Source organism: Amycolatopsis sp. 2-15 (assembly GCF_030285625.1).
Taxonomy (GTDB): domain Bacteria; phylum Actinomycetota; class Actinomycetes; order Mycobacteriales; family Pseudonocardiaceae; genus Amycolatopsis; species Amycolatopsis carbonis.
On sequence record NZ_CP127294.1, the window covers coordinates 8,931,276 to 8,953,722 of the forward strand.

The 22,447-nt window shown below is 71.1% G+C and carries 23 protein-coding genes; 11 read left to right on the top strand and 12 right to left on the bottom strand.

Annotation, left to right across the window (positions count from 1 at the left end; all coding sequences use genetic code 11):
* Positions 1-23 precede the first annotated feature (23 nt).
* From QRX50_RS44040 to QRX50_RS50555, 3 genes are read left to right on the top strand one after another with little or no spacing between them, the layout of a single operon-like run.
* Positions 24-1,481, top strand: coding sequence for an APC family permease (locus tag QRX50_RS44040; RefSeq protein ID WP_285968997.1), 1,458 nt, complete (start codon positions 24-26; stop codon positions 1,479-1,481).
* 35 nt (positions 1,482-1,516) lie between these two features.
* Positions 1,517-1,924, top strand: a complete 408-nt coding sequence (locus QRX50_RS50550; RefSeq protein ID WP_434533174.1) for a transposase — start codon at positions 1,517-1,519, stop codon at positions 1,922-1,924.
* Positions 1,872-2,426, top strand: a complete 555-nt coding sequence (locus QRX50_RS50555) for an IS5 family transposase (protein ID WP_285973609.1) — start codon at positions 1,872-1,874, stop codon at positions 2,424-2,426. The genes QRX50_RS50550 and QRX50_RS50555 overlap by 53 nt, the downstream gene beginning before the upstream one ends.
* Here the strand turns inward: QRX50_RS50555 and QRX50_RS44050 are convergent.
* Genes QRX50_RS44050 through QRX50_RS44060 form a run of 3 tightly spaced genes read right to left on the bottom strand, consistent with a single transcriptional unit; the run spans position 2,423 to position 5,378 of the window.
* A complete protein-coding gene (locus QRX50_RS44050) occupies positions 2,423-3,175 on the bottom strand; it encodes a DUF6885 family protein (protein WP_285968998.1) in 753 nt (250 codons plus the stop codon). The two genes, QRX50_RS50555 and QRX50_RS44050, sit on opposite strands and share 4 nt — an antisense overlap.
* A gap of 4 nt (positions 3,176-3,179) precedes the next feature.
* Positions 3,180-4,541 (bottom strand): type I glutamate--ammonia ligase, encoded by a 1,362-nt coding sequence (locus QRX50_RS44055; protein ID WP_285968999.1) that lies wholly within the window; start codon positions 4,539-4,541, stop codon positions 3,180-3,182.
* Between the two features lie 21 nt (positions 4,542-4,562).
* Complete coding sequence (locus QRX50_RS44060; RefSeq protein ID WP_285969000.1) at positions 4,563-5,378, bottom strand: EamA family transporter; 816 nt, start codon at positions 5,376-5,378, stop codon at positions 4,563-4,565.
* Positions 5,379-5,718: 340 nt separating this feature from the next.
* Here QRX50_RS44060 and QRX50_RS44065 point away from each other — a divergent pair, with 340 nt between their 5' ends.
* The gene (locus QRX50_RS44065) at positions 5,719-5,898 is read left to right on the top strand and encodes a DUF7455 domain-containing protein (protein ID WP_220238323.1); all 180 of its coding nucleotides are present in this window, start codon (positions 5,719-5,721) and stop codon (positions 5,896-5,898) included.
* A gap of 330 nt (positions 5,899-6,228) precedes the next feature.
* Here QRX50_RS44065 and QRX50_RS44070 read toward each other — a convergent pair whose 3' ends face one another.
* The 5 genes from QRX50_RS44070 to QRX50_RS44090 all read right to left on the bottom strand — a co-directional run bounded on the left by QRX50_RS44070 (position 6,229) and on the right by QRX50_RS44090 (position 13,060).
* Positions 6,229-7,398, bottom strand: coding sequence for an ROK family transcriptional regulator (locus QRX50_RS44070; protein WP_285969001.1), 1,170 nt, complete (start codon positions 7,396-7,398; stop codon positions 6,229-6,231).
* 23 nt (positions 7,399-7,421) lie between these two features.
* The gene (locus tag QRX50_RS44075; protein WP_285969002.1) at positions 7,422-8,852 is read right to left on the bottom strand and encodes a sugar ABC transporter permease; all 1,431 of its coding nucleotides are present in this window, start codon (positions 8,850-8,852) and stop codon (positions 7,422-7,424) included.
* A gap of 21 nt (positions 8,853-8,873) precedes the next feature.
* Complete coding sequence (locus QRX50_RS44080; RefSeq protein WP_285969003.1) at positions 8,874-9,647, bottom strand: ATP-binding cassette domain-containing protein; 774 nt, start codon at positions 9,645-9,647, stop codon at positions 8,874-8,876.
* Between the two features lie 95 nt (positions 9,648-9,742).
* Positions 9,743-10,882: a sugar ABC transporter substrate-binding protein gene (locus QRX50_RS44085; protein ID WP_285969004.1), complete on the bottom strand. Its 1,140-nt coding sequence runs from the start codon at positions 10,880-10,882 to the stop codon at positions 9,743-9,745.
* A 429-nt stretch (positions 10,883-11,311) separates the two neighbouring features.
* Entirely contained in the window at positions 11,312-13,060 is a 1,749-nt protein-coding gene (locus QRX50_RS44090; protein WP_285969005.1) for a DEAD/DEAH box helicase, read from the bottom strand.
* A 225-nt stretch (positions 13,061-13,285) separates the two neighbouring features.
* Here QRX50_RS44090 and QRX50_RS44095 point away from each other — a divergent pair, with 225 nt between their 5' ends.
* Positions 13,286-14,419, top strand: coding sequence for a YihY/virulence factor BrkB family protein (locus tag QRX50_RS44095; RefSeq protein WP_285969006.1), 1,134 nt, complete (start codon positions 13,286-13,288; stop codon positions 14,417-14,419).
* A gap of 42 nt (positions 14,420-14,461) precedes the next feature.
* Here the strand turns inward: QRX50_RS44095 and QRX50_RS44100 are convergent, their stop codons facing one another.
* A complete protein-coding gene (locus QRX50_RS44100; RefSeq protein WP_285969007.1) occupies positions 14,462-15,301 on the bottom strand; it encodes a hypothetical protein in 840 nt (279 codons plus the stop codon).
* A 146-nt stretch (positions 15,302-15,447) separates the two neighbouring features.
* The gene (locus QRX50_RS44105; RefSeq protein ID WP_285969008.1) at positions 15,448-15,690 is read right to left on the bottom strand and encodes a DUF3039 domain-containing protein; all 243 of its coding nucleotides are present in this window, start codon (positions 15,688-15,690) and stop codon (positions 15,448-15,450) included.
* A gap of 94 nt (positions 15,691-15,784) precedes the next feature.
* On the opposite strand from QRX50_RS44105, the gene QRX50_RS44110 reads away from it, so the two are divergent.
* From QRX50_RS44110 to QRX50_RS44125, 4 genes are read left to right on the top strand one after another with little or no spacing between them, the layout of a single operon-like run.
* Positions 15,785-16,279 carry a pyridoxamine 5'-phosphate oxidase family protein gene (locus tag QRX50_RS44110; protein WP_285969009.1) on the top strand — a complete coding sequence of 165 codons (495 nt, stop codon included), beginning with the start codon at positions 15,785-15,787 and terminating at the stop codon, positions 16,277-16,279.
* Positions 16,276-16,923 carry an HD domain-containing protein gene (locus QRX50_RS44115; RefSeq protein WP_285969010.1) on the top strand — a complete coding sequence of 216 codons (648 nt, stop codon included), beginning with the start codon at positions 16,276-16,278 and terminating at the stop codon, positions 16,921-16,923. The genes QRX50_RS44110 and QRX50_RS44115 overlap by 4 nt, the downstream gene beginning before the upstream one ends.
* A gap of 9 nt (positions 16,924-16,932) precedes the next feature.
* Positions 16,933-17,847: a pseudouridine-5'-phosphate glycosidase gene (locus QRX50_RS44120; protein ID WP_285969011.1), complete on the top strand. Its 915-nt coding sequence runs from the start codon at positions 16,933-16,935 to the stop codon at positions 17,845-17,847.
* Entirely contained in the window at positions 17,844-18,716 is an 873-nt protein-coding gene (locus tag QRX50_RS44125; RefSeq protein WP_285969012.1) for a carbohydrate kinase family protein, read from the top strand. The genes QRX50_RS44120 and QRX50_RS44125 overlap by 4 nt, the downstream gene beginning before the upstream one ends.
* A 58-nt stretch (positions 18,717-18,774) precedes the next feature.
* Here QRX50_RS44125 and QRX50_RS44130 read toward each other — a convergent pair whose 3' ends face one another.
* Positions 18,775-19,101: a DUF3099 domain-containing protein gene (locus tag QRX50_RS44130; protein ID WP_434533199.1), complete on the bottom strand. Its 327-nt coding sequence runs from the start codon at positions 19,099-19,101 to the stop codon at positions 18,775-18,777.
* Positions 19,102-19,139: 38 nt separating this feature from the next.
* Positions 19,140-20,423 carry an amidohydrolase gene (locus QRX50_RS44135; RefSeq protein ID WP_285969014.1) on the bottom strand — a complete coding sequence of 428 codons (1,284 nt, stop codon included), beginning with the start codon at positions 20,421-20,423 and terminating at the stop codon, positions 19,140-19,142.
* Between the two features lie 19 nt (positions 20,424-20,442).
* Between QRX50_RS44135 and QRX50_RS44140 the strand changes: the two genes are divergently transcribed.
* Positions 20,443-21,987 carry a DUF7782 domain-containing protein gene (locus QRX50_RS44140; RefSeq protein WP_285969015.1) on the top strand — a complete coding sequence of 515 codons (1,545 nt, stop codon included), beginning with the start codon at positions 20,443-20,445 and terminating at the stop codon, positions 21,985-21,987.
* Entirely contained in the window at positions 21,984-22,409 is a 426-nt protein-coding gene (gene dtd, locus QRX50_RS44145; RefSeq protein WP_285969016.1) for a D-aminoacyl-tRNA deacylase, read from the top strand. Before QRX50_RS44140 ends, dtd begins: the two co-directional genes overlap by 4 nt.
* Positions 22,410-22,447: the final 38 nt, after the last annotated feature.

Genomic DNA, 22,447 nt, shown 5'->3' on the forward strand with positions numbered 1-22,447 from the left:
CCGTGAGCTTCTAACGTTCTTCCATGGGTGTGCGGAGAACGTTGGACGTGGACGAGGTCCTGAAGCGCCAGGACTCGGGCGAGCTGAAGCGGCGGCTCAGGGGCCGCGACCTGGTGGGGTTCGGCGTCGGGATCATCATCCGGACCGGGATCTTCACGCTCGCGGGCGTGGAAGCCAAGACCCACGCGGGGCCGGCGGTCACGCTGTCGTTCGTGATCGGCGCGATCGTGGCCGGGCTCGCTGCGCTCTGCTACGCCGAACTGGCCTCCAGTGTGCCGACGGCCGGCAGCGCCTACACCTACGCGTTCGCCACGCTCGGCGAGGTGTTCGCGTGGATCATCGGCTGGGACCTGCTGCTGGAGTTCGCGCTCGGCGCCGCGGTGGTGTCGCGCGGGTGGTCCGGGTACCTGGCGAACCTGCTCGGGCTGTCGCCCACGTGGTTCGGCGAGGACGCGAAGGTCAACATCGGCGCGGTGATCATCATCGCCGTGCTGACGGTGGTGGCCGTGCTGGGGATCAAGGAATCCGCGTGGCTCACCAACCTGCTGGTGTGTGTGAAGGTCGCGGTGTGCGTGCTCATCGTCGTGGTGGGTGTGTTCTTCATCAAGGGCGCCAACCTCACGCCGTTCATCCCGCCGGCGCAGCCGCCCGCGGGTGGCTCGGGCGTGCTGGAACAGCCGGTGGTGCAGGCCGCGCTCGGGCTCGAGCAGTCGGTGTACGGCATCGCGGGTGTCGTGACCGCCGCGGCCGTGGTGTTCTTCGCCTACACCGGCTTCGAGGCGCTGGCCAACCTCGGTGAGGAGACCATCAACCCGCGCAAGGACCTGCGCGTGGGCATCCTCGGCGCGCTGGCCGTGTGCGCCGTGCTCTACATCGCCGTCTCGATCGTGCTCACCGGCATGATCCCGTTCACCGACATCGACACCGGCGCCCCGCTCGCGGCCGCGTTCGACAGCGTCGGCCAGCACTGGGTGGGCGCGCTGATCTCGCTCGGCGCCGTGACCGGCCTGACGTCGGTGATGATGGTGGAACTGGTGACCATCGGCCGCATCGGCTTCGCGATGGGCCGCGACGGCCTGCTGCCCAAGGCCATCGGCGAAACCCACCCGCGCTGGGGCACCCCGCACCGCATGACCATCCTGGGCGCCATTCTCATCGCGGTGCTCGCGGCGTTCGTGCCGATCTCCGCGCTGTCCGACATGGTCAGCATCGGCGCCCTCTCGGCGATGATCATCGTGGCGGTGGCCGTGCCGGTGCTGCGCAAGCGCCGCCCGGACCTGAAGCGGCCGTTCAGCGTGCCGTTCTCCCCCGTGGTGCCGATCATCGCCGCGGTGGCGTGCTTCTACCTCATGCTGAACCTCGACGTGCTCACCTGGATCCGGTTCGCCGCGTGGCTCGTGCTGGGCCTGCTGATCTACTTCTTCTACGGCCGAAAGCACTCCCGCCTCGCGCCGGGCAACCGGACCGAGACGACCACCTAGGGCGTGTCTGACAAACGTCGTGTGTGGCGGCTGGGATGCTGTCGGTCGTGTCGCGGTTTGAGTTGCTGTCGGATGAGCAGTGGGTGTTGATCGAGGATCTGTTGCCGGTGCGTACCGGTAAGCGGGGTCGTCCGTTTTCGGACGCGCGGGCGATGGTGGAAGGGATCATCTACCGGTATCGGTGCGGGATCGCGTGGCGGGATGTGCCGGCGGTGTTCGGTCCGTGGCAGACGATCTGGACCTGGCACCGTCGCATGGCCGGTGACGGCACGTGGGACACCGTGTTGCAGCGGCTGCTGACCGCTGCGGATGCGGCCGGGATGGTGGATTGGGCGGTGTCGGTGGATTCCACGATCGCGCGGGCGCATCAGCACGCCACCAACATCAGGCGTGTCACAGGGGGCTGGGTCGAACTACACGGATCTGCTCGCCGAGCCGCCTGATCATGCGATCGGCCGCTCGCGCGGCGGCTGGAGCACGAAGGTCCACCACCTCGTCGACGGGAACGGCCGACCACTGGTGACGTTGGTCGGTCCCGGTCAGGCCGGCGACGCACCGATGTTTCCGCACCTGATGCGGCACCTGCGGATCCGTCGGGCTGGGCGTGGTCGGGCACGTACTCGTCCCGACCGGGTCCGGGGCGACAAGGCCTACTCCTCGCGAGCGATCCGCGGGCACTTGCGCACCCGCGGCATCACCGCCGTCATCCCCGAACCTGCCGATCAGGTCGGGCACCGCACACGCCGGGGTTCACGCGGCGGCCGCCCACCAGCGTTCGATGTCCTCGACTACCGCGGCCGCAACGTCGTCGAGCGCGGCTTCAACCTGCTCAAACAATGGCGTGGCTTGGCCACCCGCTTCGACAAGCTGGCCATCGTCTACCGCTCCGCCGTACTCCTCCACGCCGTGATCACCTGGACCAAGGCTTTGTCAGACGTGCTCTAGGCGAAGCCGGGCCGCAGGCCCGCGCCGGCGACCGCTTCGGCGAGCTCACCGGCGCGGGCCGCGTCCGCGACGAGCAGCAGCACGCCCGATCCGGCCAGCGCGGCCGTGACCCATTCCACCGGCTGGTCGTGGATCCCGTTGTCCCCCAAGGCGGCGTAGGTGTCCACAACGGACAGAAGCGTGCCTTCGGCGCCGATCCGCACGCCGGCCACCAGCACGTGGTGGTGGCCCGGCGGGCGCCACCGGTTCGTCCACAAGGGAGGGACGCCGGTGTGGAGGTAGTCGAGCAGCGCGCGTTCCGGGGTGTCGGGCGAGCCCAGCTCGGCCGGGTCCAGGCGCGCGAGCACCGCCACGCGCGGCAGGTCCCACAGCGCCACCAGCAGGTCGACCAGCGCCTGGGGGGACCACTCCCCCGTCGCCGGGACAACCCGCAACCGCTTGTCCGACAACGCTTCCACGGCCGCGGCCAGTGCCTCCGGCTCAGTACCCGCCGTCGCGGCGTCGCACGGGACGGGCAGCCGGAAGTCGGCACGGTTCTCCGCCCCGGCCGGTGGTCCGCCCGGCGCACGGACGGTGCCGGCGGCCACGGCGACCTCGTCCTGGTCCGCCACGGCGCAGCCGGCCGCCCGCAGCACGGCCAGCGCCGCGAAGGCAGCCGAGAGCCCGTCTTTCTGCGGCAGCTCGGCGCGCGCTTCGGCGATGAGCCGCGCGGCGCCGGGCAGCCAGTGCACGGCGGAGAGCTCGGCCACGCCGTCAGTACCGCCAAGCGTGGGCCGCGACGATTTCCTCCGGCGTGCGGTCCGCTGCCCACGCCGCGTCGGACGCGCGGACCGCGCGGAAGGCGCCCAGCAGCTCGTCGCCGAGGGCGCCGGACACGCGGGGCGACGCGAGCAGCGCCGCGGCCTGGTCGGCGGGAGTCGCGGGCAGCGGCAGGACGCCGCGGGTCTCCCGCTCGCCCGCCGTCCAGCCGCCCGGGTCCTCGGCGATCGGTTCGGGCAGCGGCGCGCCGTCCTCGATGCCGGCCATCCCGGCGGCCAGCACGACCGCCAGCGCGAGGTACGGGTTGGCGGACGCGTCGGAGGTCTTGAGCTCGACGTTCGCGTGGTCCGGGCCGAGCAGGGCCGAGCCCGGCACGTAGCGCAGGGGCGCTTCGCGGTTCTCCACGCCCCAGAACGCGTACGCGCCGGCGAAGTAGCCCGGGCGCAGCCGCAGTGTCGAGGGCACGCTCGGGGCCGTGACGGCCGTCAGGGCGGGCAGGTCGCGCAGCAGGCCGCCGAGGTAGGCCGCGCCCTCACCGGCGAGATCGACGGGACTGCCCTCGCCCGCGAGCAGGTTGCGGCCGCGGCGGCGCACGGAGGTGTGCAGGTGCCAGCCGTTGCCGGCGGCCGCGAGGCTGACCAGCGGCGCGAAGCTCACGGCGAGTCCGTGGGCGTGCGCGGCGGCGTGGATGGTCTGGCGGGCCAGGAGCTGGTCGTCGGCGGCCGATACGGGGTCGGTGGCCGCCAGCGACAGCTCCAGCTGGGCCACGCCGTACTCGGCGTGCAGCTGGCCGATCTCCAGGCCGTTGGCGGCGAAGTCGTGCAGCAGGGCGGCGACGAACCCGTCGAGGCCGACGAGCGCGTGCGGGCTGTAGGCAGGACCGGGGTGCCCGGGAGCCGCGACGACGTCGGTGCTGCCGGCGGGTGCCACGGCGAACTCGAGCTCGTAGCCGGCCCGGAACTCCAGCCCGCGCCGGCCCGCCTCCGCGACCTGGCGCTCCAGCACCGAGCGTTGGCAGTACGGCCAGGGCGAGCCGTCGGCGGCGACCTGCCGCGCGGGCGCCCAGGCGAGCGCGGGCTGGCCGGCGAGGCGGCGCAGGCGGTCCAGCACCGGAACGAGCCGGATGTCGCCCGACGGCGTCGCCAGGCCCGCGTGGCCGTAGGTGATGGCGTCGTGGCTGTCGAACACGGCGAACAGCGAAGTCGCGCCCACGCCGCGGGCTGCAGCGCCCGCGAGGCCGTGGATGGGCACGACGCGCGAGCGCGGGATGCCGTTGTTGTCGGCCCAGGAGAGGTGGACCCCGCGCACCCCGGACAAGGCCAGGTCCTTCGCGACTGCCGCCGCCGCCTTGGTCATCGCCACCTCCGGGGGTTCGGGTCAGTATCGCGGCTCGGGCGAGGCATCGGCGAATGCCGGCTCGGGCTCGTCCCTGCGGCGCAGCGCGACCCCGGCGACCACCGCGAGCGTGCCCAGCGCCTCCGGCAGGCTCGGCACCTGCGCGAGCAGCGCGTAGCCCGTGACGCCGGCCGTGACCGGGAGCAGCGCCAGCAGCACCGCGAACCCGGCCTGGCCCACGCGCCGCAGCACGAACTGGTCGAGCACGTAGGGCACCACCGTCGACAGCACGCCCACGCCGATGCCGAGCAGCAGCATACGTGGCGAAGACCACACCTCACCCGTGCCGAGCGCCAGCGGCGAGAGCACGACCGTGGCCACGGCGAAGCCCACCGCGAGGCTGTCCACGCCGTCGCCGGCCACCGCGACGCGCTTGCCGAGCACGATGTACCCGGCCCACGCGGCCGCGGCGGCCAGGGCGAACACGACGCCCGGCGCGCTGCCCTCCAGCCGCACGTCCGCGATCGCGACGACACCGACGGCCACCAGTGCCAGCGTGCCGAGGTCGCGGCGCGTACGCGGCCCCACGGCCGCCACGACCACGGGCCCGGCGAACTCCAGCGCCACGACCGTGCCGAGCGGGAGCCGGGCGATGGCCTCGTAGAAGGCCACGTTCATGACCGCGGTGACCACGCCGAACGCGGCGGCGAGCAGGAACCGCCGTCCCCGCCACGCGGCGCGGGCGGGCCGGCGCCAGGCGAGCAGCACCACGGCGGCGCCCAGGCAGCGCAGCCACGCCACCCCCGCGGGGGAGGCGTGCCCGAAAAGCCCGACCGCGATGGCCGCCCCGGCATACATCGAAATTCCGCTGAGAACGAACAAGACCGGGGCCGGAATGGCCGTCGCACGTTTTCCGGATAGCACAGAACCCACTCCCGCATGGTGCCTGACCTCGGAAAACGGCTACGCACGGGCACCCTTGTCCTAAGGAGCGGGACGGGACTACGGCAACTGGGGTAATTCGGCGTGACACAGGTCCCACCGGTGCGGGAACACTTGCGGGCCGCGAAACGTCTGGAACAGTGGAAGCACGAACACCGCGGAGCCGGAGGCGATCCCGCCGAGGGCATCACTTCCGAAGTGGGCGTAGCTGGATCGAGGTACTGGGCAACCAGTACCGGGACGGAGGGAGACCCCCATGACATCACCCACGCTCACCCGCCCCGAATTGACCGCTGTCGACCGATGCGACCGGTGCGGGGCTGCGGCTCAGGTACGCGCCGTCCTCAGCTCCGGAGGTGAGCTGCTCTTCTGCGGGCACCACGCCCGTGAGCACGAGGCCAAGCTCAAGGAACTGGCCGCGGAGATCCAGAAGTAAGGGGTCTCGAAGACCACGCCGAGACACACGACTCGGCCCGAAGGCGGTAGGTGCCCGATGCACCTGCCGCCTTCGGCGTATCGAGACTCATTCGCGGTGAAACCGAGACCACAGCGACTTCGTGACTTGCAACTTCACGTTTTGCACCGGGTGCTGAATTGACAATTCCTGTCCGGTTCGCACCGGAGAAGAAACCGCGGTGAAACCGAATACCGGGTACTTCCGTGGCAAACGCCACACTCGGTTATTGTCCGCGGGCAATCGCCGGGGAGTCCGTGAAGGGCACCTCAAGGGACTCCGAGTCCGGCAAAGTGCCCTTCACAGAACTGCCTAGACCGTGTCGAGGACAACCTCGAACGCCACCTCGGCGGCGCCCAGCAGCTTCACGTCCGCGCCCAGCGCCGAGCTCACGATCCGCGTCCCGCCGACGGCCCGGCTCACCAGGCTGCGCCGGCGGACCTCCGCGGCCACGGCGCGGATCACCGAGTCCGGCAGCACCGTGAGCAGGTCGCCCAGCACGACGAGCTGCGGGCCCAGCAGGTTGACCACGTTGACGAGCCCGAGGGTGAGCCACTCGGCGAACTCCTCGAGCCGCGAGAGCGCCGCCTCAGGGTCGCGGGCCAGCTCCCGCAGCTCGAACAGGATCGCGCCCCGTGCGGTGTCCTCCGGCAGTCCCAGGGCCCGGCAGAGGGCCGCCTCGCCGATCTCGGTCTCCCAGCAGCCGCTGCTGCCGCAGTAGCAGGCGCGTCCGCCCGGGCGGACGACCATGTGGCCGATCTCCCCGACGTAGCCCGCGCCGCCCCGCAGCGACGAGCCCTGGGAGATGACACCGCCACCGACACCGACGTCGGCGGACACGTACACGGCATCGGACGACCCGCGGGCCGCGCCGCGCAGGTGCTCGGCGAGGGCGCCGAGCTCGGCGTCGTTGCCGACCAGCACGGGGATGCGCAGCACGCTGGACAGGCGCTCACCGAGGGCGACGTCGGTCCAGCGCAGGTTGGGTGCTTCGTGCACGTGACCGTCGGCGCGCCGCACGACCCCGGGCACCGACACCCCGACGGCCACGGGCGTGACCCCGAGGTCGCCGGCCAGCACGGCGGTCGACTCGATCACGTGCGTGATCACCTCGTCGGCCTCGCGCATCCGGCCGCGCAGGTTCCAGCTGTTGCGGCCGAGGATCTGGCCGCCCAGCCCCACGAGCGCGATCGCCACGTGCTCGACCTGCAGGTCGACCGCGAGCACGACCGCCGCGTGCGGCTGGGGCAGGACCAGGAGCGAGGGGCGGCCCGCCCCTCGTCCCGGCCTCGGCACCTTCTCCTCGACGACGCCCGCTTCCGCGAGCCCGTCGACGAGGGTCTTGATCGTGCTCCGATTGAGCCCCAGCTCCGCGGCCAGGGTCGCCCGGGTACTCGGCCCGCCGACGTGCAGCAGCCGGAGCAGGGTCGTGCGGTTGTGCCGGCGCACCTCGTCGGGTCGTGCGACGGACGAGCTCGTCACGGGCTTGAACGTGGCATCGGGCGTCAGCGTGCCGACGCAGCCGCTCGGCGCCGTGACAGCGCGTCGACGGTGGCCGCGAGCAGCAGGACGAGACCGGTCACGATGTTGACCACGGCCGCCGTCTGCTGGAGCAGACCGAGGCCGTTGTTCACGATGGCCAGCACGGCACCACCGATGACCGCGTCGATGATCCGGCCCTTGCCGCCGAACAGCGACGTACCGCCGATGACCGCCGCGCCCACCGCGAACAGCAGTGTGTTGAGACCACCGGACTGCGGGTTGACCGAGCCGATCTTCGACGAGTACACGATCGCGCCGATCGCCGCGAAGGTCGAGCTGATCACGAACACGCTGGTGCGCAGCTTCGCCACGTTGATACCGGCGCGGCGGGCCGCTTCCTGGTTGCCACCGACGGCGTAGAGGTGCCGGCCGTAACGCGTGCGGTTGAGCACGTAGGTGCCCGCGAACAGCAGCACCAGCACGATCGGGACCACGTACGGAACACCGTCGATCACCACGAGTTGGCTGGACGAGCGGTTGATCGTCAGCAGGTACGTGGCGACGGCGGAGATGACCACCACCACGCCGACTTTGAACAGCACGATCGGCGTCGGCTGCACCACGAGGCCGCGTTTGAGCCGGGTGAAGTGCTGCCCCAGCGCGATGAGCGCGTAACCACCGGCGGCGGCGATGAACATGATCCAGCTGCCCAGCACCGACAGGTTGCCGTTGGCCACCGCGTTGAGGGTGTCGCTCGTGCTGATCGGCAGCGTGCCGCCCTCACCGATGAACTGCAGGATCACGCCCTGCCACACGATGAACAGGGCCAGGGTCACGACGAACGACGGCATGCCGATCTTCGAGACGAGGAAACCGGTGATGCAGCCGATCGCGGTACCCGTGGTGATCGCGATGACCATCTCGAGCCACGCGTTCTGCGGAGCTCCGATCAGGATCACGATGATGCCGATGAGCGAGACCGCGGCCCCGGCCCAAATCCGCTGCAGCAGGGCGAGGATCACGGCGATCGCGAGCACCGCGATGAACGTGACGAACACGCCGCCGCCCATCGAGCCGAGCAGGTTGCCGTTGCGCACGTAGTGCAGCGCCATCAGAGAGGCGGCCACACCGGAAGCGGTACCGGCCGACAGGTCGATCTCGCCGAGCAGCAGCACGAAGACGATGCCCATCGCGATGATCGTCTGGCCCGCGCCCTGCGCGAGCAGGTTCGCGATGTTGCGCAGGGTGAAGAAGTCACTCGAGAGCGAGCTGAACAGGATCGCCAGCACGATCACGCCGAGCACGGCGGGAACGGAGCCGAGCTGGCCGTCCTTGAGCCGCGCGAAGTAGTCCTTGATCGCCTCGCCGGTCGACATCGACGTGGTGTCGATGCCGAAGTCGGCGATCGCGTTCGCCGAGTCCGGCTTGGCGGGCTTGGCAGGGGTCTCAGTCATTGTCCGGTTCTTTCTCGTTGCTCACAGCACGACGTGTTCGGGGCGGGCCAGGCCGAGGTCACCGGACCGGCCGGAGGTGATCAGCTCGACCACCTGGTTGGTCGTCACGTCCTTGGTCTGCACCTCGGCCACCAGACGGCCCAGGTACAGCACGTCGATGCGGTCGGCGACCTCGAACACGTCGGCCATGTTGTGGCTGATCAGCACCACACCGAGGCCCTGCTCGGCGAGGCGGCGGACCAGGTCGAGGACCTGACGGGTCTGCGCGACACCGAGGGCGGCGGTCGGCTCGTCGAGGATCACGACCTTGCTGTTCCACAGCACCGACTTGGCGATGGCCACGGTCTGGCGCTGTCCACCGGAAAGCGCTGAGACGGGCGTGCGCACCGACTTCACGGTGCGCACCGACAGGGAGGCCAGCGTTTCGCGCGCGGCCTTCTCCATGCTGGCCTCGTCGAGCAGCCACTGGCTGCCGCGCTCGCGGCCGAGGAACATGTTCTGCACGATGTCGAGATTGTCGGCCAGCGCGAGGTCCTGGTACACGACCTCGATGCCGAGCTCGGCCGCGTCCTTCGGGCTGCTGATGTGGGCCTGCTTGCCGTTGAAGGTCACCGTGCCCGTGTCGGACGGGTAGATGCCGGCGATGCACTTGACCATCGTCGACTTGCCGGCGCCGTTGTCGCCGACGAGCGCGGTGACTTCGCCCGCACGCACGGCGAAGTCCACGTCGTAGAGGACGTGGACCGGGCCGAAGCTCTTGTTCAGACCTTTGATGTCGAGAATGGGCTCGCTCATGGGTTCGCTGTTCTTTCGCGTGGGTACCGGGCCGGGACGCGTCGTCGGGGTACGCGTCCCGGCCCGGCTGCTGGGTTGGTGCTACGCGGTGCGGATCAGCTGATGCCGGCCGCGGTGCACTTGGCGGCGAGGTCGCCGGTGCAGACGTCCGAGGCCTTGACGTAGCCCTGCTGGATGACCGTCTTGATGTCGTTGACCTCGATCAGGGTCGGGTTGAGCAGAACCGACTTCAGGTCGCGGTTGTTCTTCGGGTCGTGCAGCGTGCCCGTGGCGATGGCGTCGGCCGCGGCCTTGTCACCCTTGGCCAGCGCGGCGGCCAGCTTCGCGGTGTTGTCGGCCTCTTCCTTGATCGGCTTGAAGATCGTCAGCAGCTGGTCGCCGCGCAGGATGGCCTGCAGGCCGGCCGCGGTGGCGTCCTGGCCGGTCACCGGGACCTTGCCGTTGAGGCCGTTCTTCTTCAGCACGGTGATGACCGCGCCCGCGAGCTCGTCGTTCGCCGCGACGACGCCGTCGACCTTGCCGCCGACGCGGGTGAAGATCTGCTCGAAGGTCGTGCCACCGACCTGCGGGTCCCAGTCGTTGATCGGCTGCTTCTGGACCAGCGTCAGCGCGCCCGACTGGTACAGCGGCTTGAGGACCTTGTCGTGCCCGTCGCCGAACAGCGTCGCGTTGTTGTCCGTCGGGGCGCCCTCGATCTGGACGACCGCGGCACCCTTCTTGTCCTTCAGCGCGTCCGCCAAGCCCTGGGCCTGCAGCTCGCCGACCTTCTCGTTGTCGAACGAGACGTAGTAGTCGGCCGAACCGCCGAGGCTCGGGCGGTCGTAGTCGATGACCGGGATGCCGGCGGTCTTCGCCTTGGCCTCGATCGCGGCACCGACGGCCGGGTCGGACGGGGCGATGATCAGGACCTTCACGCCCTGGCTGATGAAGCCGTCGGCCAGGGTCGAGAACTTCTGGTTGTCACCCTGGGCGTTCTGGATGTCGGCGGTGAAGCCCTGGGCCGACAGAGCGGCCTGGAGCATCGGCTTGTCGAACGCCTCCCACCGGGCGGAGGTGGCGGTCTCGGGCAGGATCACGCCGACCTTGCCGTTGGCGCCGCCGCCGGCGGGGGCGGAGGCCGAGCCGGAGGCGGAGCTGTCCCCCGTGCCCCCGGAGTTCGAGTTGGCACCGCACGCGGTCAGCACCAGGCCGGCGCTCACCGTGGCGGCAAGGAGGGTAAGGGTTCTGCTGCGCATCCTCGTTCCTTCCGGATCATGCTCGCGGGGCGGTGATCCGGAAGGCCCGGCGCACCGACGCGCATATGTTGTGGCCGACAACATATGCCGCTGAGCAGCTTCGCGGAAGATAGCTGGATCGATTAAATGACACCAATTGGACACGGTTCGGCAACACGGCCCGACCACAGCCCGGAAAGGGTAAATCCACTGACGGAGTGATCGCCAGTGCGCACCGAGCGTGACGAGATCGACTCGGCTGACTCTCCGTGACCTACACACCTCAACGGGGTCACCCACACACACTCGGTAACCACCCCGGTCACGCCCCTTCGAAACAACCCCAATGTGGCATTCGGTGCGCTGAACGCACCCAATGCGGCGTTCGGTGCGCTGAGCGCACCCAACGCCGCATTGGGGTGGTTTAGGGGTCGGGAGGGGCGGCAGGGGTCACCAGGAACGCAGCGTGACGATCCGCTCTTCGAGCTGTTCCACGGTCGCCATGGCGGTCGGCGGGCCGCCGCACACCCTGCGTAGCTCGTTGTGGATAGCGCCGTGGGCCTTCTTCGTGCGGTGGTGGTAGACGCCGACCAGCGCGTTGAGCTCCTTGCGCAGCGAGCCGAGGCGCTCGCTCACGGACTGGGGCCGCGCGGGCGCCGGAGCGGCCTTCTCGGCCTCCGGCTTGCGGCGCTTCTCGTCGGAGATCTGCTCCTCCTGCCGCTTGCGCAGCAGGGCGCGGACCTGGTCCGGTTCGAGCAGCCCCGGCAGTCCGAGGTACTCCTGCTCCTCGTCGGAGCCGGAGAAGACGGCGGTCCCGAACGAGTTACCGTCGTAAATCACCTGATCGAGCTCGGCCGACGCGCCGAGCGAGGTGAACGCCTTCTCCTCTTCGCCCGGTTCGTCCTCCGTGCGGTTGGCCTGGGCGAGCAGCTCGTCGTCCCAGCCGTCCTTCTCGCGGTGGGGCTTGCCGAGCACGTGGTCGCGCTGCGCTTCCAGCTCGCTCGCGAGCTCCAGCAGCACGGGCACGCTGGGCAGGAAGACGCTTGCCGTCTCGCCCTTCTTGCGGGCCCGCACGTAGCGGCCGATGGCCTGGGCGAAGAACAGCGGGGTCGACGCGCTGGTGGCGTAGACGCCGACCGCCAGGCGCGGCACGTCGACGCCTTCGGAGACCATGCGAACGGCCACTATCCAGCGCTCGTTGGTCTCCGAGAACTCCTTGATGCGGCCCGAGGCCTTCGGGTCGTCCGAGAGCACGAGCGTGGGCATCTCGCCGGAGATGCGCTGCAGGATCTTCGCGTACGCGCGCGCCGACTCCTGGTCCGTCGCGATCACCAGACCGCCCGCGTCCGGCACGCTTTGGCGGACCTGCGACAGCCGCGTGTCGGCCGCCTGCAGCACCGCGGGGATCCACTCGCCCGCCGGGTCCAGCGCGGTGCGCCACGCGCGGGCGTTCTGCTCGGCCGTGAGCGGCTCGCCCAGCCGCGCGGTGAACTCCTCCCCCGCGCTCGTGCGCCAGGAGGCCTCGCCGGAGTAGGCGAGGAAGACCACGGGCCGGACCACGCCGTCGGCCAGCGCGTCGGCGTAGCCGTACGAATGATCGGCCTTGCTGCGCTGGAAGCCGCCCGCGTCGGGCTCGTAGGTGACGAACGGGATGGCGGAGTCGTCGCTGCGGAACGGGGTCCCGGTCAGCGCCAGGCGCCGGCGGGCGGGGGTGAACGCCTCGCGCACCGCGTCGCCCCACGATTTCGCGTCGCCGCCGTGGTGCACCTCGTCGAGGATGACCAGCGTCTTGCGGTTCTCGGTGCGCACGCGGTGCAGCGTCGGGTGCGCGGCGACCTGCGCGTAGGTGACGGCGACGCCGAGGTAGTCCGGCGACGTGACACCCGTGGTGTTGCGGAAGTTCGAGTCGATCGGGATCCCGGCCGCCGCGGCCGAGGCCGCCCACTGGTGCTTGAGGTGCTCGGTCGGCGTGACGATCGTGACCGCCTCGATCGTGCGGTCCGACAGCAGTTCGGCGGCGATGCGGAGACCGAACACGGTCTTGCCGGCGCCCGGCGTCGCGACCGCGAGGAAGTCCTTCGGCTTGCTCGAGAGGTACTTCGTGAGCGCCCGGCGCTGCCACGCGCGCAGCGGTCGCGCGGTGCTGTCCCGCTCGGCGGGTGGTGCCCCGAGGACCCCCTGCGTCGTCGTCTCGGACAACCTCGCTCACCCCCTCCCCGGGCCGCGAGTCGCGGCCGTGACGTGCGAAAACCCCCACTGTGGTACCGGCTTCGACGCCGGCGACTGCGGTGAGGGCACTTCGGGCAGCTTACCTTCCGGGCGCCGCGGTGCCCGGCACCGCCACGGGTGATGTCCCCCGACACGCCCGGGGAGGGGACCCGCGACGAGCCAAATTCCCGCGAATGGACCATGCTGGGACCCACCATGGGTGAGGTGAGACCGGACGCCGAGGCGGCGACGGCGACGAAGACGGCGCGCAAAGGGCCGTGGCGCCTCATCACGCGCACCTTCGCCAAGGCGTGGGACGGCAACATCTTCTCCGAGGCGGCCGAAGCCGCGTTCTGGCAGACGCTCTCGCTCCCGCCCCTGCTGCTCGGGCTGCTGGGCAGCCTCGGCTTCATCGGCGAGTGGTTCGGCCAGGGTGTCGTCACGGCCGTGCACGACCGCATCATCACGTTCTGCCGCACCATCTTCAGCACCAACGCGGTGCAGGAGATCATCGAGCCGACGGTGAACAGCATCCTCACGGTCGGCAAGGGCGAGATCGTGTCGGTGGGTTTCGTCATCTCGCTGTGGGCGGGCTCGTCGGCGATGTCGTCGTTCGTCGACGCCATCACCGTGGCCCACGACCAGTACGGCGTGCGCAACGAGGTGTGGCAACGGATCTTCGCGTTGCTGCTGTACCTGTGCGGGCTCGTGATCCTCGTGGTCGGGCTGCCGCTGCTGGCGATCGGGCCGGACCTGCTGCCGGAGTTCTTCCCCGTTGCCTGGCGCGACACGGTGTCGGCGTGGGTCGGCACGCTCTACTACCCCGTGCTGGGCGTGATGATCGTGCTGGCGCTGACCACGCTGTACAAGCTGGCGCTGCCGCGGCGGCTGCCCTGGCACCGCGGCCTGCCGGGCGCGGTGCTCGCGATGCTCGTGTTCCTGGTCTCCAGCATCGGGTTGCGCATCTACCTCAACTGGATCACCAAGACCGGCTACACCTACGGCGCGCTCGCCGCGCCGATCGCGTTCCTGTTGCTGATGTTCTTCATCGGCCTGGCCGTGGTCTTCGGCGCCTACTTCAACAGCGCGATCCAGGAACTGTGGCCCGCCAAGGCGACCCGGCGCCAGCGCCGCAAGTGGCGCCGGCTGGAGATGGAGCGGGCCAACGAGCGCATGCGGGCCGAGGAGGGGCGCAAACTCTGGGACCGCACGACGATCCCGTTGCGGCGCCCCAAACGCGCCGCGGACGCCGAACCCGAAGAGCCGCACGAAGAAGCGGTTCCGGAGGAGGATGCAGCGGGCGAGCTGCCCGACCGGTCCGAACACGGCCCCGTGCGCAAGCTGCCGTGAAGGACACCCCGGCTCGGTAGAGGCGCCCTTCACGGACTTCGGTCACCGCTGCTGAAACCGCCAGGTCTTGCTGTCCGCGACGATGCAGACGCTCGGCGACATCACGATCACGCGCAGGGTGTTGTCGCGCTCGTCGAAGTCGATGCCCTCGACCTCGAAGGTGCCGCTGCAGCCGCTCTGCAGCGGCAGCTGGCCCAGCGAAGTCACGTGGCCGGTCACGTCGGAGCCGGACAGCGGCGCGTCGAGGTCTACCTGCAGGAGCGGCTTGGTCGCGCCGAAGAGGCTGCCGTCGGGGTCGTCGGAGGCGCACATCAGACGCGTGGCCGTGACGAAGTCGCAGCCCTGCACGTCGCGGACCTGGTGGTCGAGGCGGATCGCGGAGGCATAGGGCAGGTTCTGCGAAGGGTCGGTGAACGCGACGCCGGGCATGGGGTGCACGAGGAGGCGGTCCATCGTGCCCCACTCGCCGGCCACCAGCCAGCGCGCGTCGGGCGAGACGGCGGCGAAGGAGTTGTTGCTCGCCTCCCACGGCTCCAGCGCGTGTTTGTAGTCGGTCTGCGTGCCGTCGGGTGCCTGCACTCGGAAGAGCTTCGCGCCACGGTCGTCGCGCTGGTAGGGCTCCACGTACCAGCCTTGCGCCGAGCCCGGGTCGCCGACGTGGTTCCAGCCCTGTACGGCCGGCCCGACGTCGACCGTGGCGACGCCGGTGTAGCGGATGGTGGTGCCCGACGGGCGGACGATCGTGGCGAGGCCCTGGCTCTCGTCGAGCGGGCGGGCGTGGTCGGACCCGACGGCGGTCCACCCGGTGACGGCTTGGGCGAGCCCCGGCACGGCGGCCGCGAGCACCACGACGAGGGCGAGGACGATCCCGGTTCTGCGCATGTGGAGGTCTCCTGCTGCGGGAAGGAACTGGCGGGATCGCAGATCTACCAGTTCTTTCCCGGCTCCACAGCCACCGGGTGAATGATTTTCACGTTTGTTCGCCCGGGCGTGCCTCAGCGGCCACGCCCGGAGCGGCTGGTCGGTGCCTACTCGTCCTTGCCGGGGCGAAGGCCGTCGTAGATCTCCTTGCAGGCCGGGCAGACCGGGGAACCCGGCTTGGGCGACTTCGTGACCGGGAAGACCTCACCGCAGAGCGCCACCACGTGCGTGCCCATGACCGCGCTCTCGGCGATCTTGTTCTTGCGCACGTAGTGGAACATCTTCGGGGAGTCGTCGTCGGTCGACTCGGTGCTGTCGGTCTCCGGCTTCGTCAGCGTCTCGGTGCTCACGCGTCCATCATGCCTCAGTCGCGCGGGTGCCGGAATCACCGGCCGCGGGTCTATCGTCAGGGCGCACGGGCCACCGAACGGCGGGAGCCGCGCCATGGACGCACCGACCGCGACCAGGCCGCACATGCCTGGCTACGGCATCACGCCCGCTCCGGCCGGGCTGCTGCCGTGGCGCTGGGCCGACGAGCGGCTGCGCACCTCCCACGACTATTGGCTCGCCACCGTCACCCCTGCGGGCCTGCCCCACCTCATGCCCGTGTGGGCGGTGTGGACCGGCGAGGTGCTGTGGGTCTCCTCGTCGCTGCGCTCGGTGAAGGCCCGCAACGTCGCTGCCGGCTCGGCCGTGTCCGTCGCCACGGAGGACCCCGAGGAGCCCGTGGTGCTGAGCGGTCCGGCCGAGCTCGTCGCTGACGCGGACGAGATCCGGGCGTTCCTCGACGCGATGAACGCCAAGTACGACACGGCGTACGGGATCGACTTCCTCGACCCGGCCGTGAACGCGTCCGTGCGGGTGCGGCCCGAGACGGTGTTCGCCTTGCGGGAGAAGGACTTCACGACATCGCCGACGCGCTGGGAGTTCACGCCGTGACGGCTTGGGGTGCCGCGGTCGCGCACGTGGGCGGCGACGAGGACGTGGCCGGCGAAGCCTGGCGCGACCTCGAAGCACGCTACGGCGAACCACACCGCCACTACCACGACCTCGCCCACGCCACGGCCGTCGCGGGCGACGGTGCGCAACTCGCCGCCGAAGCCGGCCTCGGCGCGGGCGAGTGCGCCGCCGTCGAACTGGCCGCGTGGGCGCACGACGTGGTCTACGACGCCGTGCCTGGTGAGGACGAACGCGCGAGCGCCGGCTGGCTGCGCCACTGGCTCACCCGGGCGGGGGCCGGGGCACAGCACGTCGCTCGCGCCGAGTCCCTCGTGCTCGCCACCGCGGCCCACGAAGCTCCGGAAGACGACGAAGCGGCCACCGCCCTGCTCGACGCCGACCTCGCGATCCTGGGCGCGGACCCCGCGGCCTACGCCGAGTACGCCGCCGCCGTCCGCCGCGAGTACGCGAAGTACGACGACGCGGCGTGGGCCGCCGGCCGCGCGGCCGTGCTCGAGAACCTGCTGGCCCGGCCGCTGCTGTACCGCAGCGAAACCGCGCGGGCACGCTGGGAGACGGCCGCGCGGCGCAACCTGGCGGCCGAGCTGACCCGCTGGCGGGAGCACGCCGGCGATCACCGATGATGTCCGTCCGTGACCACACAACTCTTCCTCCACGAGGAGGTCGCCTCGGCGTTGCGTGACGGCCACCCCGTCGTCGCCCTCGAGAGCACCATCCTGTCGCACGGGCTGCCCCACCCCCGCAACCTCGACGTCGCCCACCGCCTGGAGCAGGTCGTGCGCGACGGCGGTGCCGTGCCGGCCACGATCGCCGTGCTCGACGGGCGTCCGGTGATCGGCCTGTCGCCCGCGGAGCTGGAGCGCGTGTGCGCACCCGGCGCCGGGCTGGACAAGCTGTCGCTGCGCGACCTCGGCCCGGCTGTCGGCCTCGGCCGCTCCGGCGCGACCACCGTGGCGGGCACGTCGGCGCTGGCCGCCGCGGCCGGGATCGGCGTCTTCGCCACCGGCGGGCTCGGCGGGGTGCACCTGGGCGCGGCGCAGAGCTGGGACGTGTCGGCGGACCTCGGTGTGCTCGCGAAGGTGCCAACGGTCGTGGTGTGCTCCGGCGTGAAGTCGGTGCTCGACATCGCCGCGACGCTGGAAGTGCTGGAGACCAACTCCGTGCCGGTGCTGGGCTACCGCACCGACGAGTTCCCCGCGTTCTACCTCCGCTCGTCGGGCCACCGGGTCGGCTGGCGCGTGAACGACGCGAAGGAAGCCGCCGCCGTGATCGCCGCGCACCGCGCGTACGCGGATTCCGGTGTGCTGCTGACGAACCCGATCCCGGAAGAGTCCGAAATGGACCGTGAACTCCACGATCGGCTGCTGGCCGACGGGCTCGCGAAGCTGCACGACGGCGGCGTGCACGGCTCCGACGTAACACCTGTGCTGCTGGAGCACTTCCACACCGCGAGCGGCGGCGTGAGCATCGACGCCAACGAGGCTCTGGTGCTCAACAACGCGAAGCTCGCCACCGAGGTCGCCGTCGCACTGGCGGTGCGGGCGTGACCGGCATCGTGGTGGTCGGCGACGCCGGCCTCGACGTGGTCGCCCGCCACGACGAACCGCTCCCCCACGGCGGCGACGCCCGCGCGCAGATCCGCTTCACCGGCGGCGGCGCGGGCGCGAACACCGCGCTGTGGCTACGTTCTCTGGGCGCGGACACCACGCTGGTGGCCCGCATCGGCGACGACTCCGGCGGCCGGCTGATCAAGGCCGAGCTGGAGGCGACGGGGGTGCGCTGCGCGTTCGCGGTCGACCCCGAGGCGGCCACATGCTGCGTCGTCGTGATGGTGGACGCCGAAGGACAGCGCAGCATGCTCGCCGATCGCGGTGCGAACAAGCGGTTCCGGCCCGAGGATGTGACCCCCGAGGCGCTCGCCGGTGCGAGCCACCTGCACCTGTCGGGCTACGTGCTGCTCGACCCGTCGTCGCGGCCCGCGGGGCTCGCGGCGCTGGCCGCGGCGAAGGAAGCCGGGCTGACCACGTCAGTCGACCCGCAGGCGGCGGCGCATATCCACGACCCGGCGGCGTTCCTCGACGACGTGCGCGGCACCGACCTGCTCATGCCCAACACCGAGGAACTGGTGGCGCTCACGGGTTCGGCCGATCCGCTGTCGGCCAAGGAACTGCTCGGCACCGTCGGCGCGGTCGTGGTGACGGCGGGCCTCGGCGGCGCCGCGTGGGTCGACGCCCAGGGCGTGACCACCGTGCCCGCGGTCGAGGCCGAGTGCGTGGACTCCACGGGCGCCGGCGACGCGTTCGATGCCGGCGTGCTCACCACGTGGCTCGCCGGGCAGTCCACTGTGGACGTCCTGCGCGCGGGGACGCGGCTGGGCGCGCTGGCCGTGAGCCGCCTCGGACCCCAGCCCGGGTGAAGTCCCTGGCTCGTGAGTGCTGCCCGGGAATTCCCGCGGCAGCACTCACGAGAACGGGTCAGCCGTCGATCACCCGGTGTTCGCTGTTCTCGATCTGCTTCGCCTCCCGCTCGTAGCGGTTGACGTTCTGCGTCTTGCGCGGCGGCCGGTCGTTGGCGATCAGCACCGCGATCCACGGCAGCGGCACGGAGATCACGAGGAACGTGACTGCGAGCCACCACGTGTGGTAGGTCAGCCCGGCCAGGATCAGGCACGGAATGCGGCACACCATCATGATGATGTACTTCTTCTTCCGCGCGGCCAGCTGATCGTCGTAGGACGGCTCTGCCTCGGTGATCAGCACCGGGGCCGGGCGGGGATCGGAACCTCGGGCGGGCTCGTTCACAGCACCACCTCCACCGCTCATGCTCCCACTCCGGGCCGTCATCCGACACCCGGGTGGGACATCCGTGACAACGCGGCCACCACGAGCGTTTCGACGCCCACGCGCAGCGTCGGGTGCAGGATCGGCGCGAAGCGCGGCGAGTGGTTCGACGGGATGTCGGTCTCGAAGCGGCCCTCGGTCATCGCCGTGATCACCTCCAGCGGTTCGAGGCCCCCCACCAGCCAGAACACCGACGGCACGCCGGCCGCCGCGCCGAACTCACCGAAGTCCTCGCTGCCGGTCACGAGCGGCGCCGGCAACATGGTGCCGTCGGCGAAGTGCCCGCGGAACACCTCGGTGAGCTCGTCGGAAGCGGTCTCGTCGTTCGAGGTCGCCGGGTAGGAGTTGAGCAGCTCGATCGTCGGCGGCTTCGGCGCGTTCGCGCCCGCGGCCTCGGCGTTCACGATGCGTTCGATGGCCGCGCGCAGCCGCAGCAGCACCGCGTCGTCGAAGGCACGGGTGTTGACTTCGAGCACGGCGTGGTCGGCGATGACGTTGCCGACCGAGCCGACGTGCAGCGAACCGACGGTGACCACGGCCGGTTCGGTGGCCGCGACCTCGCGGGAGACCACCGTCTGCAGCTTCAGCACCACCGACGCCGCCATCACAGCCGGGTCGACGGTGGTCTCGGGCCGCGAGCCGTGGCCGCCTCGTCCGTGCAGCGTGATGCGCAGCGTGTCGGACGCCGCCATGAGCACACCGGCCCTGGTGAGGACCCAGCCGGCCGGGCCGGGCACGAGGTGCTGGCCGTAGACCACGTCGGGGCGCCCGGCGAGGTCGAACAGCCCGTCGGCGATCATCTCGGACGCGCCGCCGCTGCCCTCTTCCGCGGGCTGGAACACGACCAGCAGCGTCCCGGACCACTCCTCGCGCGCGGCGGCGAGCAGGCTCGCGGCGCCGGAGAGCCAGGTGGCGTGCATGTCGTGGCCACAGGCGTGCATCACGGGCACGTCGTTGCCCGCCTCGTCCACGCCGCGCGCGGTACTCGCGTACTCGAGGCCCGTCTTCTCCTCCACGGGCAGCGCGTCGATGTCGGCACGCAGCAGCACCGTGGGGCCCTCGCCGTTGCGCAGCACCCCGACCACGCCGGTGCGGCCGACGCCGGTGTGGACCTCGAACCCGTCGGCCTCGAGCCGGCGCGCCAGCTCGGCCGCGGTGCGGGTCTCGGCGAAGGCCAGCTCGGGGTGGCGGTGGAAGTCGACGTAGAGCGCCTCCAGGCCAGGCAGGGCCGCGGCGAGCGGGGCGAGGACACGTTCGACGGGATGGGAGGTCACGGAACCCATCGTGGCAGGCTTACCCACCGTGAGCACGAACACGCCTCTGCCCGACCTGTCCGACGACGTCTGCGCGCGGTTGCGCGAGGCCTTCCGGCGCGCCGACTACGACGCCGACGGGGTGGTCGACGCCCTCGGCGGCGCGGCCCACGCGGCGCTCGGCCGCGGCGAGCCCGAGCCCGCCCGGCGCGCGAGCCTCGACGCGGGTGACCTCGGCACGCTCGTGCGGCTGTTCCTCCTCGGCCTGACCGAGCCCGAAAAGTCCGTTGAGTCCGCTTTTTCGCCGCTGAGCCCCGAAGCCGCCGTCGCGGCGGGCATCCTCGCGGCCGACACGGACGGGTACAAGGTTGCCCTCGACATCCGCCCGCACGGCGACGAGGAGGGCTCGTGGTGGGTGGTGGCCGACCTCGACGCCGACATGCTCGGCCACGTCGTGCCCGAGGACCACGTGCTCGGCGTGGGCCACGCGTCGCTCAGCCTCATCCGCGCCACCAGCCGGCGCCCGGTCGGCACGCTGCTCGATGTCGGCACCGGCAACGGCGTGCAGGCCCTGCACGCCACGCGCCACGCCCGGCGCGTGACGGCCACAGACGTGTCCGCGCGGGCGCTGGCGCTGGCCGCCGGCACATTCCGGCTCAACGAGCTCGACGTGGAACTGGTGCGCGGCGAGTGGTTCGCGCCGGTCGCGCGGCGCCGGTTCGACCAGATCGTGTGCAACCCGCCGTTCGTGGTCGGACCTCCGCGCGTGGACTACACCTATCGCGACTCGGGCCTGGCCGGCGACGACGCCAGCGCGCTCGTCGTGCGCCAGCTGCCGGGGTTCCTCAACGACGGCGGCACGGGGCAGCTGCTGGCTTCCTGGCTCCACAAGGGCGGTGAGGACTGGGCCGATCGGGTGGCGCGCTGGCTGCCGGCGGAGACGGACGCGTGGTTCGTGCAGCGCGACGTCGCCGACCCCGCGCTGTACGTGGGCACCTGGCTGCGCGACGAGGGCATCGACCCGCGCTCGCCCGAAGGCCGCGTGAAGGCCGCCGCGTGGCTCGACTGGTTCACCGAGAACCGCGTGCAGGGCATCGGCTTCGGCTTCGTCACGCTGCGCCGCGCCGCCGGGAAGACGCCGACCGTGGTGTGCGAAGACCTGCGCCAGGCCTACGACGACCCGCTGGGCCCGGAGGCCGCGAACTGGCTCGACCGCGTCGACTGGCTGCGCACGCACGGCGGCGAACTCATGGAAACCGCCTTCCGCGTGCCCGACAGCGTGCTGCTGGAACGCGTCGACTCCCCCGGCGACGAGGGATGGGAGACCACCGTGCGGCGTCTGCACCGCACCGACGGACCCGGGTGGCAGCACGAGGTCGACGAGCTCGCCACGCGGCTGCTGGCGGGCTGCCGGGGCGTGCTGGCGCTGGAGGACCTCGTGGAGCTGCTGGCGGCCGCGCAGGGCCTCGACCCGGCCGAGCTGGCCGCCGCCGCGCTGCCCGTGGTGCGAGAGCTCGTGCGGCACGGGATGCTCGTGCCGGCCCCGACTTCGGCTTCGGCTCCGGCTCCGGCTCCGGCTCCGATGTCACAGTGAGGGCCGTCGCGGCGCGCGTCACCCGGGCGAGTGTGACGGTCGGCGGAGAGGTGACCGGCGCACTCGAAGAACCGGGACTATTGGTGCTGCTGGGAATTCACGCTGACGATGATCGGGTGAAAGCGGCGACGATGGCGCGCAAGCTCCACGAACTGCGGATCCTGCGCGACGAGCAGTCCTGCGCGACCGCGGGCGCGCCGTTGCTGGTGGTGTCCCAGTTCACGCTCTACGGCGACACCCGCAAGGGCCGCCGGCCGTCCTTTGTCGCCGCCGCGCGCCCCGAAGTAGCCGAGCCCCTGGTGGACGCCGTGGTGCAGGAGTTGCGTGACCGTGGGGCATCCGTGGCCACCGGGCGCTTCGGCGCGATGATGGCGGTGGAGAGCGTGAACGACGGTCCGTTCACCGTTCTCGTCGAGGTCTAGACCACTTCTTCCCTCGGTGCCCGGGAACGTAACCGGGC